The organism is Pseudomonas massiliensis, assembly GCF_000826105.1.
In the GTDB taxonomy this organism is placed as follows: Bacteria; Pseudomonadota; Gammaproteobacteria; order Pseudomonadales; family Pseudomonadaceae; genus Aquipseudomonas; species Aquipseudomonas massiliensis.
Genome location: NZ_CCYK01000007.1, coordinates 556189 through 569692, shown reverse-complemented (window position 1 = coordinate 569692; position 13504 = coordinate 556189). Strand labels below are relative to the sequence as shown.

At 63.5% G+C, this 13504-nt stretch carries 13 protein-coding genes; 3 read left to right on the top strand and 10 right to left on the bottom strand.

Features of this window, described 5'->3' with window-relative positions; genetic code table 11:
* Positions 1–30: 30 nt before the first annotated feature.
* The 9 genes from thrC to ffh all read right to left on the bottom strand — a co-directional run bounded on the left by thrC (position 31) and on the right by ffh (position 8417).
* Positions 31–1440 (bottom strand): threonine synthase, encoded by a 1410-nt coding sequence (gene thrC, locus BN1188_RS13450; protein ID WP_040261971.1) that lies wholly within the window; start codon positions 1438–1440, stop codon positions 31–33.
* 160 nt (positions 1441–1600) lie between these two features.
* Positions 1601–2905 (bottom strand): homoserine dehydrogenase, encoded by a 1305-nt coding sequence (locus BN1188_RS13445; RefSeq protein ID WP_040261970.1) that lies wholly within the window; start codon positions 2903–2905, stop codon positions 1601–1603.
* An 82-nt stretch (positions 2906–2987) separates the two neighbouring features.
* Complete coding sequence (locus BN1188_RS13440) at positions 2988–3716, bottom strand: DsbC family protein (protein ID WP_040261969.1); 729 nt, start codon at positions 3714–3716, stop codon at positions 2988–2990.
* 153 nt (positions 3717–3869) lie between these two features.
* Positions 3870–4766, bottom strand: a complete 897-nt coding sequence (gene xerD, locus BN1188_RS13435; RefSeq protein WP_040261968.1) for a site-specific tyrosine recombinase XerD — start codon at positions 4764–4766, stop codon at positions 3870–3872.
* Between the two features lie 170 nt (positions 4767–4936).
* Positions 4937–5287: a 50S ribosomal protein L19 gene (gene rplS / locus BN1188_RS13430; protein ID WP_040261967.1), complete on the bottom strand. Its 351-nt coding sequence runs from the start codon at positions 5285–5287 to the stop codon at positions 4937–4939.
* Between the two features lie 42 nt (positions 5288–5329).
* Positions 5330–6082 carry a tRNA (guanosine(37)-N1)-methyltransferase TrmD gene (gene trmD, locus BN1188_RS13425; RefSeq protein WP_040261966.1) on the bottom strand — a complete coding sequence of 251 codons (753 nt, stop codon included), beginning with the start codon at positions 6080–6082 and terminating at the stop codon, positions 5330–5332.
* A gap of 3 nt (positions 6083–6085) precedes the next feature.
* Positions 6086–6622, bottom strand: coding sequence for a ribosome maturation factor RimM (gene rimM / locus BN1188_RS13420; protein ID WP_040261965.1), 537 nt, complete (start codon positions 6620–6622; stop codon positions 6086–6088).
* 5 nt (positions 6623–6627) lie between these two features.
* Entirely contained in the window at positions 6628–6879 is a 252-nt protein-coding gene (gene rpsP, locus BN1188_RS13415; RefSeq protein ID WP_040261964.1) for a 30S ribosomal protein S16, read from the bottom strand.
* A gap of 164 nt (positions 6880–7043) precedes the next feature.
* Positions 7044–8417 (bottom strand): signal recognition particle protein, encoded by a 1374-nt coding sequence (ffh, locus tag BN1188_RS13410; RefSeq protein ID WP_040261963.1) that lies wholly within the window; start codon positions 8415–8417, stop codon positions 7044–7046.
* Between the two features lie 182 nt (positions 8418–8599).
* Here ffh and BN1188_RS13405 point away from each other — a divergent pair, with 182 nt between their 5' ends.
* The 3 genes from BN1188_RS13405 to BN1188_RS13395 all read left to right on the top strand — a co-directional run bounded on the left by BN1188_RS13405 (position 8600) and on the right by BN1188_RS13395 (position 12162).
* Complete coding sequence (locus BN1188_RS13405; protein WP_040261962.1) at positions 8600–9412, top strand: cytochrome C assembly family protein; 813 nt, start codon at positions 8600–8602, stop codon at positions 9410–9412.
* 9 nt (positions 9413–9421) lie between these two features.
* Positions 9422–10618, top strand: coding sequence for a transporter associated domain-containing protein (locus tag BN1188_RS13400; protein ID WP_040261961.1), 1197 nt, complete (start codon positions 9422–9424; stop codon positions 10616–10618).
* 236 nt (positions 10619–10854) lie between these two features.
* Entirely contained in the window at positions 10855–12162 is a 1308-nt protein-coding gene (locus BN1188_RS13395; RefSeq protein ID WP_040261960.1) for an MFS transporter, read from the top strand.
* A 71-nt stretch (positions 12163–12233) separates the two neighbouring features.
* Here the strand turns inward: BN1188_RS13395 and purT are convergent, their stop codons facing one another.
* A complete protein-coding gene (purT, locus tag BN1188_RS13390; RefSeq protein WP_040261959.1) occupies positions 12234–13415 on the bottom strand; it encodes a formate-dependent phosphoribosylglycinamide formyltransferase in 1182 nt (393 codons plus the stop codon).
* Positions 13416–13504 lie beyond the last annotated feature (89 nt).

The following is a 13504-nucleotide window of genomic DNA, read 5'->3' as shown; positions in this document are numbered from 1 at the left end:
GGCGCCGCGGAGCGCCCTTGAGGTGACGGGTTACAACGGCTTGCCACGATTGCCATGGCTGCTGACGAATGCCTGCACCGCGGCAATGTCATTGGGCAGTACGGTGCAGCGCTCTTCCCGCTGGAACAGGTCTTCCAGGTGCGCGGGCAGATGCAGGGCCTTGCCGACGCCTGCCTTTTCCACGGCGTCAGGGAACTTGACCGGGTGCGCCGTGCCCAGCACCACCATGGGGATGTCGAGGCTGCGCCGGCACTCGCGGGCGGCGCGCACGCCGATGGCGGTGTGCGGGTCGAGCACTTCACCGGTGGTGGCAAATACCTGGGCGATGGTCTCGCACGTCTGCTCGTCGCTCACTGCCAGGGAGTCGAACAGCTTGCGCGCTTCGGTCCAGCGGTCTTCATCGACACTGAACCCGCCGCCGAGCTTGAAGCTGGCCATCAGCTGCGCGATCGCCATGCCATTGCGCCCGTGCAGGTCGAACAGCAGACGCTCGAAGTTGGACGAGACCATGATGTCCATGGAGGGCGACAGGGTCGGATGAAGGGTGTCCTTCACATACTGGTTGCCACTCATGAAGCGATGCAGGATGTCGTTGCGGTTGGTGGCGACGATCAGCTGGTTGATGGGCAGCCCCATGTTGCGCGCCAGGTAGCCGGCGAAGATATCGCCGAAGTTGCCCGTGGGTACCGAGAAGGCCACCGAGCGCAGCGGGCCACCCAGCTGCAGGGCCGCGTGGAAGTAGTAGACGATCTGGGCCATGATGCGCGCCCAGTTGATGGAGTTCACCGCTACCAGCCGCGTGCCTTTGAGGAAGGACTGGTCGGCGAAGCTGGCCTTGACCATCTCCTGACAGTCATCGAAGTTGCCTTCCACGGCGATGTTGTGGACGTTGTCTCCAAAGAGCGTGGTCATCTGCCGGCGCTGCACTTCCGACACGCGCTGGTGCGGATGCAGGATGAAGATGTCCACGTTTTCGCAGTGCTTGCAGCCTTCGATGGCCGCCGATCCGGTATCGCCGCTGGTGGCGCCGATGATCACCACCCGCTCGCCCCGCTTGGCCAGCACATGGTCCAGCAGGCGGCCAAGCAGTTGCAGGGCGAAGTCCTTGAAGGCCAGAGTAGGGCCGTGGAAGAGTTCCAGCACCCATTCGTTGCCGCCGAGCTGGCGCAGGGGCGCGACTGCGGCATGGTTGAAGCCGGCATAGGTTTCTTCAAGGATGCGCTTGAAGTCCACGTCGGCGATGCTGCCGGTCACGAATGGGCGCATGACCCGGAAAGCCAGCTCGTGGTACGGCAAGCCGGCCCAGGAGGCGATTTCCTCCTGAGTGAAACGCGGCAGATTCTCTGGCACGTAGAGGCCGCCATCACTGGCCAGGCCGGCCAGCAGCACGTCCTCGAAGTTGAGCGCCGGTGCCTGGCCGCGGGTACTGATATAACGCATGGGTGCAAACCTTTGGTTTGAGCGGCGAGCTCCGAGCCGCAAGCCACAAGACGAAGCCTCCTGGCGTATCTCATGCTCTGCGTTTCGGCCTCGCCGCGAGTTTATTCCGATCGAAGCTTCAACACTGCGTCGCCTTCATTCACAGCGTGAAGCCTGCCGCTTAGTTGAGCTGTTCGACGCGGATGCGCACAACCTTGCCGACCACGTCATCCAGGGCTTCCAGCGCGACGATGGCGTCGTCGATCCGCTGCTCCACCACGCGATGCGTCAGCAGGATCATCGGCACCAGGCCATCGTGCTCCTCGGCTTCCTTCTGCATGATCGATTCGATGTTGATACCACGTGCGGAGAGAATGCTGGCCACCTGTGCCAGGACGCCCGGATGATCCTTGGCCTGGATGCGCAGGTAGTAGGCGCTTTCGCAGGCATCGATCGGCAGGATCGGGTGCGCGGACAGCGCATCGGGCTGGAAGGCCAGGTGCGGCACGCGGTTTTCCGGGTCCGAAGTCATGGCCCTGACCACGTCGACCAGGTCGGCCACCACGGAGGAAGCCGTCGGTTCCATGCCGGCGCCGGCACCGTAGAACAGGGTCGAACCTACCGCATCGCCATTGACCATCACGGCGTTCATCACGCCATTGACGTTGGCGATCAACCGGTCGGCCGGAATGAGCGTCGGGTGCACCCGCAGCTCGATGCCGCTGGGAGTGCTTCGCGCCACACCCAGGTGCTTGATGCGGTAGCCCAGGGCCTCGGCGTAGTTGACGTCGGCCGTGGTCAGTCTGGAAATGCCTTCGGTATAGGCCTTGTCGAACTGCAGCGGAATGCCGAAAGCGATGGAAGCCAGGATGGTCAGCTTGTGGGCCGCGTCTATGCCTTCGACGTCGAAGGTCGGATCGGCCTCGGCGTAGCCCAGGGCCTGGGCTTCGGCGAGCACGTCAGGGAAGGTACGGCCTTTCTCGCGCATCTCGGTGAGAATGAAGTTGCCCGTGCCGTTGATGATGCCGGCTACCCAGTTGATCCGGTTGGCCGAAAGCCCCTCGCGGATGGCCTTGATCACTGGAATGCCGCCGGCGACGGCTGCCTCGAAGGCGACGATCACGCCCTTCTCTCTCGCCTTGGCGAAGATTTCATTGCCATGCACGGCGATCAGCGCCTTGTTGGCGGTGACCACATGCTTGCCGTTCTCGATCGCCTTGAGCACCAGTTCCCGGGCCACGGTATAGCCACCGATGAGTTCGATGACAATGTCGATCTCCGGGTTGCTGGCCACTTCGAACACATCATGGGTAATGGCGGTACCGGTAATCTGGCAGTTGGGGTTTGGCGAGCGCATGGCGATCTGGGCGACCTGAATACCACGCCCGGCACGGCGGGCGATCTCCTCGGCGTTGCGCTGAAGTACGTTGAAGGTGCCGCCACCGACGGTACCTAACCCACAGATGCCTACTTTGACCGGTTTCACTCTTGACTCCCCATGAATCGGCCGACGCTGGCGCCGGCCGGAAAGCGCCGCGATCATCGCGGCCTGTATTTGGTATGGCCTGTCACTTCGTCGCCAGGGCCAGCTTCGCCACCTGGGGCGCCGGCTGGTAGCCTGGAATGACCTGGCCATCCTCCAGGATGATGGCCGGGGTGCCGCTGACGCCGATGCTCTGGCCAAGGGCGAACTGCTTGCTCACCGGATTCTCGCACTTGGCGCCGCCAACGGACTTCCCGCTGATCAGCTTGTCCAGGGCCGCGCGTCGGTCGCTGGCGCACCAGGCGGCTTGCAACTGCTGATCGCCTTCGGAGCCCGGGCCTTGGCGCGGGAAGGCCAGGTAACGCACCTCGATGCCGCGCCGATTGAGTTCGGGCACCTCGGCATGAAGCTTCTGGCAATAGGGACAGGTGGTGTCGGTGAATACGGTGATGTGCGCCTTGACCTCGCCCTGGGCCGGATACACGACCATTTCCGAGGCAGGGATGGCATTGACGGTCTTGGCGATAGCAGCCCGTTCGGTCTTCTCGGTGAGGTTGACCGGCTTGCCATCCTGCATCTGGTAGAGGTAGCCCTGCATCACGAACTGACCGTCAGCGCTGGCATACAACACCCGACCGCCTTTGAGGCGCACTTCGTAGAGGCCGTTGAGCGGGCTGCTGGACACCGCTTCGATGGGCACATCCAGCTGAAGCGTTTCCAGGGTTTTACGGATGGCCTGCTCGGCATTGTCGGCCAGGGCAAAGGTACTGGCCAGGGCCAACGCAGCGGCGGCGAAAAGACGTGTCACGCGCATGAGAACTCCTGAGGCGGCGGACGGGCGACCCGGCCGGCCGAGGCCGGGAAATGAACCGACGGGCCGGGTACGATTGGCCGCCAAGACTATCACATAAGGCCCTGTTGGCCGACAGCCCGGCTTTCGAACCTGGCACCCAGGCGTGCCCCTCGCTTAGCCGCGTGGATGATGAAGGGCATGCAACTCTTGCAACCGGGCCTTGGCCACATGGGTGTAGATCTGGGTTGTGGAAAGATCCGCGTGCCCTAGCAGCAGTTGTACCGAGCGCAGGTCCGCGCCGTGATTGAGCAAGTGCGTGGCGAAGGCGTGGCGCAAGGTATGCGGGGACAGGGCCGCGCTGATGCCGGCGTGCATGGCGTGCTGCTTGATTCGGTGCCAGAAGGTCTGGCGGGTCATTTGATCTCCGCGCTGACTGGGGAATACCACATCACTGGCGCGGCCATTGAGCAACTCGGCGCGACCATCGCGCAGGTAGCGCTCCATCCAAGTGATGGCTTCTTCTCCCATGGGCACTAGCCGCTCCTTGCTGCCCTTGCCCATGACCCGTATCACCCCCTGGCGCAGGTTGAACTGGTCCAGCGTCAGGCTGACCAGTTCGGTCACCCGCAGGCCGCAGGCGTAGAGCACTTCGAGCATGGCCCGGTCCCGCTGGCCAATGGCTTCGCTCAGGTCAGGGGCCGCCAGCAGCGCCTCCACATCCGCCTCTGAAAGACTCTTGGGCAATGGCTTGCCCAACTGGGGTAGGTCCACCAGCAAGGTGGGGTCTACCTCAATCACTTCCTCGCGCAATAGATAGCGGTAAAAACCTCGCGCCCCGGACAGGAACCTCGCCGTGGAACGGGCTTGATACTGGTGATCCACCCGCCAGGCCAGGTAGTCGAGCAACACCTCCCGACCGGCCTTGGGCAGATCCACCCCACGCTCGCTCAACCAGTGATTGAAATGAGCCAGGTCACTGCGATAGGCGCTGCGACTGTTCTCGGACAGGCCTTTCTCCAGCCAGAGCGCATCGAGGAATTGATCGATCAGGGGATGGTCGAGGGCGGGCATGACAACTTCGCAGGCAAAGCCCGGGATATTAGCATGATGACCACTGACAGCTAGCGAATGGGTGGCAGGGCGCGTACGTGACCTTACCAGCCTCACTGGCGCCAACATGTAAAAGCAAAAACCCCGGCACAAGGGCCGGGGTTTTAGGTGAGCCTGAGCTCAAGCCGCTATCAGGACAGTTTTTCCTTGATGCGGGCGGCCTTGCCGGACAGGTCGCGCAGGTAGTACAGCTTGGCCTTACGCACGTCACCACGACGTTTCACGGACATGCTGTCGATCTGCGGGCTGTAGGTCTGGAAGGTACGCTCAACGCCAACACCGTTGGAAATCTTGCGAACGGTGAATGCGCTGTTGATGCCACGGTTACGCTTGCCGATGACAACACCCTCGAAGGCCTGCAGACGGGTACGCTCGCCTTCCTTCACCTTCACTTGCACGACAACGGTGTCGCCAGGTGCGAAGGTCGGGATTTCCTTGTTCATCTGCTCGGCTTCGAGCTGAAGAATGATCTTGTTGGTCATGCTGTGCTCCTAAGGCAAAAAAATGGTTTTGCCATCGATACGTTAACTATCGTCCCGCTCGCGGAGATACTCCGCCAGCAGCTTCTGCTCTTCTCCAGAAAGTGAGCGACTTTCCAGAAGATCGGCCCGCCGTTCGTAGGTCCGCCCAAGGGACTGCTGCAAACGCCAGCGCCGGATGTGTGCATGGTTGCCGCTAAGCAACACGTCGGGTACACGCCGTTCCGCATACACCTCAGGTCGGGTGTAGTGCGGGCAATCGAGCAGACCATCCGTGAAGGAGTCTTCCTCCGCGGAGTCCGCATGCCCTAAAGCTCCGGGCAGCAACCGTGTAACCGCATCGATCAGCACCATGGCCGGCAGCTCGCCACCGGACAGCACGTAATCACCAATCGACCACTCTTCATCCACATGCGCCTCAATGAAACGCTCGTCGATGCCTTCGTAACGCCCGGCAATGAGGATCATCGCATCCAACGTTGCCAGTTCCTTCACCGCCGCCTGGGTCAGGCGTCGGCCTTGTGGCGACAGGTAGATCACCTTCGCCGTGCCTCCAGTTGCCTGCCTGGCCTCGACCAGGGCGTCTTCCAGTGGCTTGATCTTCATTACCATTCCAGGGCCACCGCCGAACGGGCGATCATCCACCGTGTGGTGACGGTCCGTGGTGTAGGCCCGCGGGTTTCGACAGGTAAGCTCAAGCAACCCCTGCTTTACCGCGCGGCTGGTAATGCCGTACTCGCTGATGGCCGAAAACATCTCGGGGAACAGGGTAATGACTTCTATGCGCAGGCTCGCCATGGCCTAGAAATCCGCGTCCCATTCCACCCGCATGATGCCGGCATCCAGATCGATGGCTTGCACGCAGTCGTCCGTATAGGGCAACAGCCGCTCGCGATCGTCCAGGCTACCCGCGCTGGGCTTGACCACCATCACATCGTTGGCGCCGGTCTCGAGCAGGTGATCAACCGTGCCCAATACTTGCCCCTCGCCGTTGATGACCTGTAGACCCTCAAGCTGATACCAGTAGTAATCGCCATCGGTGAGGTCGGGCAGCAGGCTGCGCGCGATGCAGATCTCGTAGCCCGCGAGAAGCCGAGCTTCCTCACGGTCGTCAAGACCTTTCAACTTAGCTACCAGGACCTTGTTCTGGGAACGGCCCCGGGTCATTTCCACCTGCTTGACGATGCCTTCATGCCGAAGCGTCCAGCGTGTGTACTGAAGCAGGTTTTCAATCGGATCGGTAAAGGAATACACCTTCACTTCACCACGAACGCCGTGCACCGAAACAATCTTGCCGATGACGATGAGGTCATCCGCGGAGTCTGGCGTCGCGTTCATACTGCTCAGGCAGCAGCCTTGGCAGCGTCCTTCAGCAGCTGAGCAACGCGCTCAGACGGCTGCGCGCCCTGGGACAGCCAGTAGCTCACGCGCTCCTGGTTGACGGACAGGCGAACTTCGCCACCGGTAGCAACGGGGTTGAAGAAGCCAACACGCTCGTTGAAACGACCGTCGCGCGCATTGCGGCTGTCGGTCACGGTGAGGTGGTAAAACGGGCGCTTTTTGGAGCCGCCACGGGCAAGACGGATGGTTACCATGTGAACATCGTTCCTGTTTGTCGGTGCAAAACTATAAGGCACAGCGGGCACGGGTGCCCGAAAGGCCGCATATTCTCAAGGAATGCAGGGATTTTTGCAAACCTCTTTTACCCCAATGGCCAGGCATCGCATCGCGGCGGCTGGCCACGCCGGGCCGCCTGGCATCAGAGACGGGGCATGCCGCCTGGCATCATGCCGCCCAGGCCGCGCATCATCTTGGCCATGCCGCCCTTGGTGGAGAATTTCTTCATCATCTTCTGCATCTGCTTGTGCTGCTTGATCAGCCGCCCCACGTCCTGCACCTGGGTGCCCGAGCCCAGCGCGATGCGGCGCTTGCGCGAACCGCTGATCAGCTCAGGGTCCCGGCGCTCGGCGGGCGTCATGGAGTTGATGATGGCTTCCATCTGCTTGAACTGCTTTTCAGCCGCGCCCTGGGCATTGCCCATCTGGGACAGGTTGACGCCGCCGATGTTGGGCAGTTTCTCCATGAGGCTGCCCAGGCCGCCCATGGTCTTCATTTGCAGCAACTGATCGCGGAAGTCTTCCAGGTCAAAGCCCTTGCCCTTCTTTATCTTCTTGGCAAGCTTCTCGGCCTTTTCCTTGTCTAGGTTCTGCTCGGCCTGCTCGATCAGGCTGAGCACGTCGCCCATGCCGAGGATTCGCGAGGCGATACGGTCCGGATGGAAGGGCTCGAGGGCCTCGCTTTTCTCCCCCATGCCGATGAACTTGATCGGCTTGCCGGTGATGGAGCGCACCGACAGCGCGGCGCCCCCGCGGGCGTCGCCGTCGACCTTGGTCAGCACCACACCGGTGAGCGGCAGCGCGTCACCGAAGGCCTTGGCGGTGTTGGCCGCGTCCTGGCCGGTCATGGCGTCGACCACGAACAGGGTTTCCACCGGCTTGACCGCGGCGTGCAATGCCTGGATCTCGGCCATCATGTCGGCGTCGATGTGCAGACGGCCCGCGGTATCGACAATGACTACATCGATGAACTTGAGCTTGGCTTCCCGGATCGCCGCTTCGGCGATAGCCACGGGCTTCTGGCTGATGTCGGACGGGAAGAACGTGACGCCGATGTCGTTGGCCAGGGTTTCCAGCTGCTTGATGGCCGCGGGCCGGTAGACGTCCGCCGACACCACCATGACGGACTTCTTCTTGCGTTCCTTGAGGAAGCGCGCGAGCTTGCCCGCGGTGGTGGTCTTGCCCGCGCCCTGCAGGCCGGCCATGAGCACCACGGCCGGAGGGGCGACGTTGAGCGCCAGGTCTTCGTTGGCCGCGCCCATCACCGCCTCGAGTTCGGCCTGGACGATCTTCACGAACGCCTGGCCGGGCGTAAGGCTGCGCGACACCTCGGTGCCGACCGCGCGCTCCTTGATGGCGTTGACGAAGTCCTTCACCACCGGCAGGGCCACATCGGCCTCGAGCAGCGCCATGCGCACTTCGCGCAGGGTGTCCTTGATATTGTCCTCGGTCAGCTTCGCCTTGCCGGTGACATGGCGAAGCGTCTGGGATAGACGATCGGAAAGATTTTCAAACATGGGGAATCCTTACAGGCTCCGTCGAACCGAAGTGGCATGCGGCCTGCCGATGTGTTCTGGCCACGGGCAAGGGAAGACCGGCGATTATAGCGAGAAGTTGCCCGAGCCGACACAGGCCGCCACTTTATCCCGGCGAAGGTTCTATGCCACACTCGCGACTTTAGTGGCCGCCCGTCAGACTTATGCTCGCCTTGCCTTCCAGTTTGCTACCCAGCCTCGCTTCGGCGCTGTTCTATGCCGGGATCACGGCCTATCAGGGCGCGCGGCTCGCGCGTGGGGCCAAGGCGAACAGAACACTGCTGTATGGCGGTGGCATCATTGCCGTGCTGCTGCATGCCCTGGCCTTGTCTTCGCAACTGCTGGCCCCTGGCGGTCTGAACCTGGAATTCATCACCGCCGCGAGCCTGATCGCCGCCGCGGTGATCGCCCTGACCCTGCTTGCCTGCGCCTCGCTGCCAGTGGAAAACCTGCTGGTCCTGCTCTATCCATTGGGCCTGGTCACCGTCCTGGTGGCGCAATTCGCGCCCGCCGGCACCATGCCTCGCATCGACCAGGAACCTGGCATCCTGGCCCACATCCTGCTGTCCATCCTGGCTTACGGGGTGTTCACCATCGCCGCCTTCCAGGCGTTGCTGCTGTCTGTCCAGGATCACCAGCTCAAGCATAAGCACCCTTCCGGGCCAATCCGCGCCTTCCCGCCACTGCAGACCATGGAAAGCCTGCTGTTCGGGTTTCTCTGGGCGGGCTGGGTGTTGCTGTCATTGTCCCTGATATCGGGCTGGCTGTTCCTGGAAAACATGTTCGCCCAGCACCTGGTGCACAAGACGCTGCTGTCCTGCCTGGCGTGGGTCGTGTTCAGCGTACTGCTCTGGGGCCGCACGCGCCTGGGTTGGCGCGGTCATATGGCCATTCGCTGGACCCTCGCCGGTTTCGTCCTGCTGATGCTGGCCTATTTCGGCAGCAAGCTGGTCCGTGAATACATCCTGCACATCTGAGGCCGCGTCATGATGCCTATGCCTGTGGGGCCCGCCGCTGGCGCCATCGCCCTGGCGCTGTTGTGGTCGGCCAGCCTCGGTACCGTCGCTCATGCTCGGCGCCAGCCGCAGGGCCGGGTTCGGGGCGCCGACCGGGAGCGCTCGGCACTGGCCCTGGCCAGGCTTGGGTTTCATGTACTGGTGGCGAGCCTGAGCGCCCTGCTCGGCGCGCAGGCTTTCGGCCCCCTGGGCGCGATGGCCGCCGCGTTGCTGGCCTGGGTAGCCATCGTGCTGCTCGCTGGCGCCCTGCCCCGTCTGCTGGCTCAGCGGATGCCGGAACGCTTCGACCATGCCGGCCTCCTGCTCTGGCTGCCCGTGTACCTGATGCGGCCCCTGGTTGCGGTCGAACTGGCGCTGGCGCGCAGATGGGCTCCCGCGACGCGAACCCGACACAATCCAGGCGAGCCCCAGGCCACGGCGCAGCCGACGAACACTCCGGAAGCCGAAGGGCGCGCGTCCCGGCAAGGAGTGGCCAACGCCATCATGGGCCTGGACCGGATGACCGTGAACGACATCCTGGTGCCACGTCACGAGGTGGATGGCATCGACCTCGATGACCCGCTCGACCAGATCATCGACCAACTGATGGTCAGCCGCCACACCCGGTTGCCGGTGTTCCGCGGCGATATCAACCAAGTGGACAAAGTCATCAACACACGGCAGATCAGCCACCTGCTACCCAGCCGAAGCCTCACCGAGCAGGCGCTGCTGGCGGCCTGCTACGAAGCCTACTTCGTTCCGGAAGGCACGCCGCTGCATACCCAGCTGCTCAATTTCCACAAGCAGCAACGGCGGCTGGGCATGGTGGTGGACGAATATGGCGAAGTGCTCGGTCTCATCACGCTGGAAGACATCCTCGAAGAAATCGTCGGGGAATTCGAAAGCGAACAGGCTGGCAGCCACCCCCATGTGTTCCCCCAGGCAGACGGGCGCTACATCCTCGACGGTGCCGCCAGCCTGCGCGACCTGAACAAGGTGCTGGGCTGGCATCTGCCCAGCGATGGCCCCAAGACGCTCAACGGCCTGGTCACCGAGGCGCTGGAGTCCATACCCGAGCGAGCGGTATGCCTGAAAGTCGGCCGCTATCGCCTGGAAATCCTCGAAACCGAAGAGAATCGGGTCAAGCGCCTCCTGGCCTGGCAACATTCGGGCCCGTCCTCCGCCTGAGCATTGCCCCGCCCGGTAGCCCTTCCTATACTCCAAGGGCTTACCCAAGCCCGCCGAATCAGGCGCCATCCGCGCCTACCGTTTCTGGCCAGTCAGCCCGCTGACCGCCGCGCCCCCGCCTTCCCATCCGAAGGCCCGGGACGCTCTTTCCCGATCCGGGATCGCGGCCCAGCGAGGACCTACAACAATCCGCCAGCGCGGCCTGCCGCCCATGGCTCATGACTGTCGAGACACCCATGACCGCTACTACCCTTGCCCCAGCAGACGCACCCGCGGTTCGCCCCGTGAATTCCGCCACGCGCGTGGCTACGGCCAGCTTCATCGGCACCGCCATCGAGTTCTACGATTTCTACGTCTACGCCACGGCCGCTGCGCTGGTCATCGGCCCGGTGTTTTTCCCACAGACTTCAGGCACGGCGCAGATGCTGTCGGCGTTCCTGACCTTCGGCATCGCCTTCCTGGCGCGACCGCTGGGTTCGGCTCTGTTCGGGCATTACGGTGACCGCATCGGGCGCAAGGCGACCCTGGTCGCTTCTCTCTTGCTCATGGGTGTCTGCACTACCCTGATCGGTGTGCTGCCAGGCCACGAGCAGATCGGCCTCTGGGCGCCGGCCTTGCTGTGCGTGCTGCGCTTCGGCCAGGGCCTCGGCCTGGGCGGTGAGTGGGGTGGCGCGGCGCTGCTGGCCACCGAGAACGCGCCTAAGGGCAAGCGCGGCTGGTTCGGTATGTTCCCGCAACTAGGGCCATCCATTGGTTTCCTGGCGGCGAACGGCCTGTTCCTGGGGCTGGCCATGGGCCTGAGCGATGAGCAATTCCGTAGCTGGGGCTGGCGCCTGCCGTTCCTGCTGAGCGCCGCGCTGGTCGTGCTGGGGCTGTATGTACGCCTGAAGCTGGTGGAAACCCCGGTATTCGCCGCGGCCCTGGCACGCCAGGAAACGGCGCGGGTTCCGGTGGTGGAAGTGTTCAGCCAACATTGGCGGCCGATGCTCCTGGGCGCCGCCGCCATGGTGGTGTGCTACGCCCTGTTCTACATCTCCACGGTATTTTCCCTGAGCTATGGGGTTTCCACGCTTGGCTACAGCCGCCAGGCCTTCCTGGCCATGCTCTGCTTCGCCGTGCTGTTCATGGCCCTGGCCACTCCGGTGTCGGCCTGGCTGAGCGATCGCTACGGGCGCAAGCCGGTGCTGGTGTGGAGCGCGCTACTGGCGATGCTATCGGGCTTTGCCATGGAGCCTCTGCTCAGCCAAGGCACGACCTGGGGCGTGCTGCTGTTCCTGAGCCTGGAATTGCTGCTCATGGGCGCCACCTTTGCCCCCATGGGCGCCCTGTTGCCGGAGCTGTTCCCTACGCGGGTACGCTACACCGGTGCGTCGGCCGCTTATAACCTTGGCGGGATCGTCGGGGCCTCGGCCGCGCCTTTCTTCGCCCAGAAACTGGTTGCCATGGGCGGGCTGAGCTGGGTCGGCGGTTATGTTTCCGCCGCCGCCCTGCTCAGCCTGCTGGCGGTGCTGTGCCTGAAGGAGACCCGGCACCAGGCCTTGTAGGTCTCGCCCGAAGCCTGCGAACCTTGCCATCGCCAAGAGCGAGGGTATAGGTTCGCCAGCTTCGCTGGTTTCTAGAGCTCGACCTTTACCGCCTGGGCGGCGCGGGTAGCCTTGGCCCGGGCGGCTTCGATGGATTTATCGCGGGCCAGAGCCACGCCCATGCGCCGCTGGCCATTGACCTCCGGCTTGCCGAACAGGCGCAGGGCGGTGTCCGGCTCGCTCAGGGCAGTGCCCAGGTTGGCGAACGCGGTTTGCGTGGACTGCCCTTCGACCAGCACCACCGCCGAGGCGGAGGGGCCGAACTGGCGGATCACCGGCACTGGCAAACCGAGAATGGCCCGGGCATGCAGGGCGAACTGGGAAAGGTCCTGGGAAATGAGGGTGACCAGGCCGGTGTCGTGCGGCCGTGGCGACACCTCGCTGAACCACACCTGGTCGCCTTTGATGAACAGCTCCACGCCAAACATGCCACGGCCACCCAAGGCCTCGGTCACCGCCCGGGCGACCTCGCGGGAAGCCTCCAGGGCTTTCTCGCTCATGGCCTGAGGCTGCCAGGATTCCTGGTAGTCACCCTTCTCCTGGCGATGACCCACCGGCTCGCAGAAGGTGGTTCCGCTGCCATGGCGAACGGTCAGCAAGGTAATTTCGTAATCGAAGTCGATGAACCCCTCCACGATGACCCGGCCTTTGCCGGCTCGCCCGCCTTCCTGGGCATAATCCCAGGCGCGCTGGACATCCGCCTCGCTCTTGAGCAGGCTCTGACCCTTGCCGGAAGAGCTCATCACCGGCTTGACCACGCAGGGGAAGCCGAGCGCCAGAACGGCGTCGCGGTAATCTTCGAACGCATCGGCGAAGCGGTAGGGCGACGTGGGCAGGCCCAGTTCCTCGGCAGCCAGGCGGCGGATGCCTTCACGGTTCATGGTCAGTTGGGCTGCGCGCGCGGTGGGGATCACCGTAAAGCCTTCGCTTTCCAGGTCCACCAGGGTAGCGGTGGCGATGGCTTCGATCTCCGGCACGATGTAGTGAGGCTTCTCGGCTTCGATCACGGCGCGCAGGGCCGCCCCGTCGAGCATGTTGATCACGTGACTGCGGTGAGCCACCTGCATGGCTGGCGCATCGGCGTAGCGGTCCACGGCGATGACCTCTACTCCCAGACGCTGCAATTCGATCACGACTTCCTTGCCCAGCTCGCCTGAACCGCATAGCAGGACGCGGGTGGCGGTCGGCGAAAGGGGGGTTCCGATACGGGTCATGGCAGCTCCTCAACTGAACGAAACGAGGGCCGCCGGTGCGCAACCCTGGAAGGGGCGCATTCTACCTCAAGCGGCGGCCTGGGCGGGAC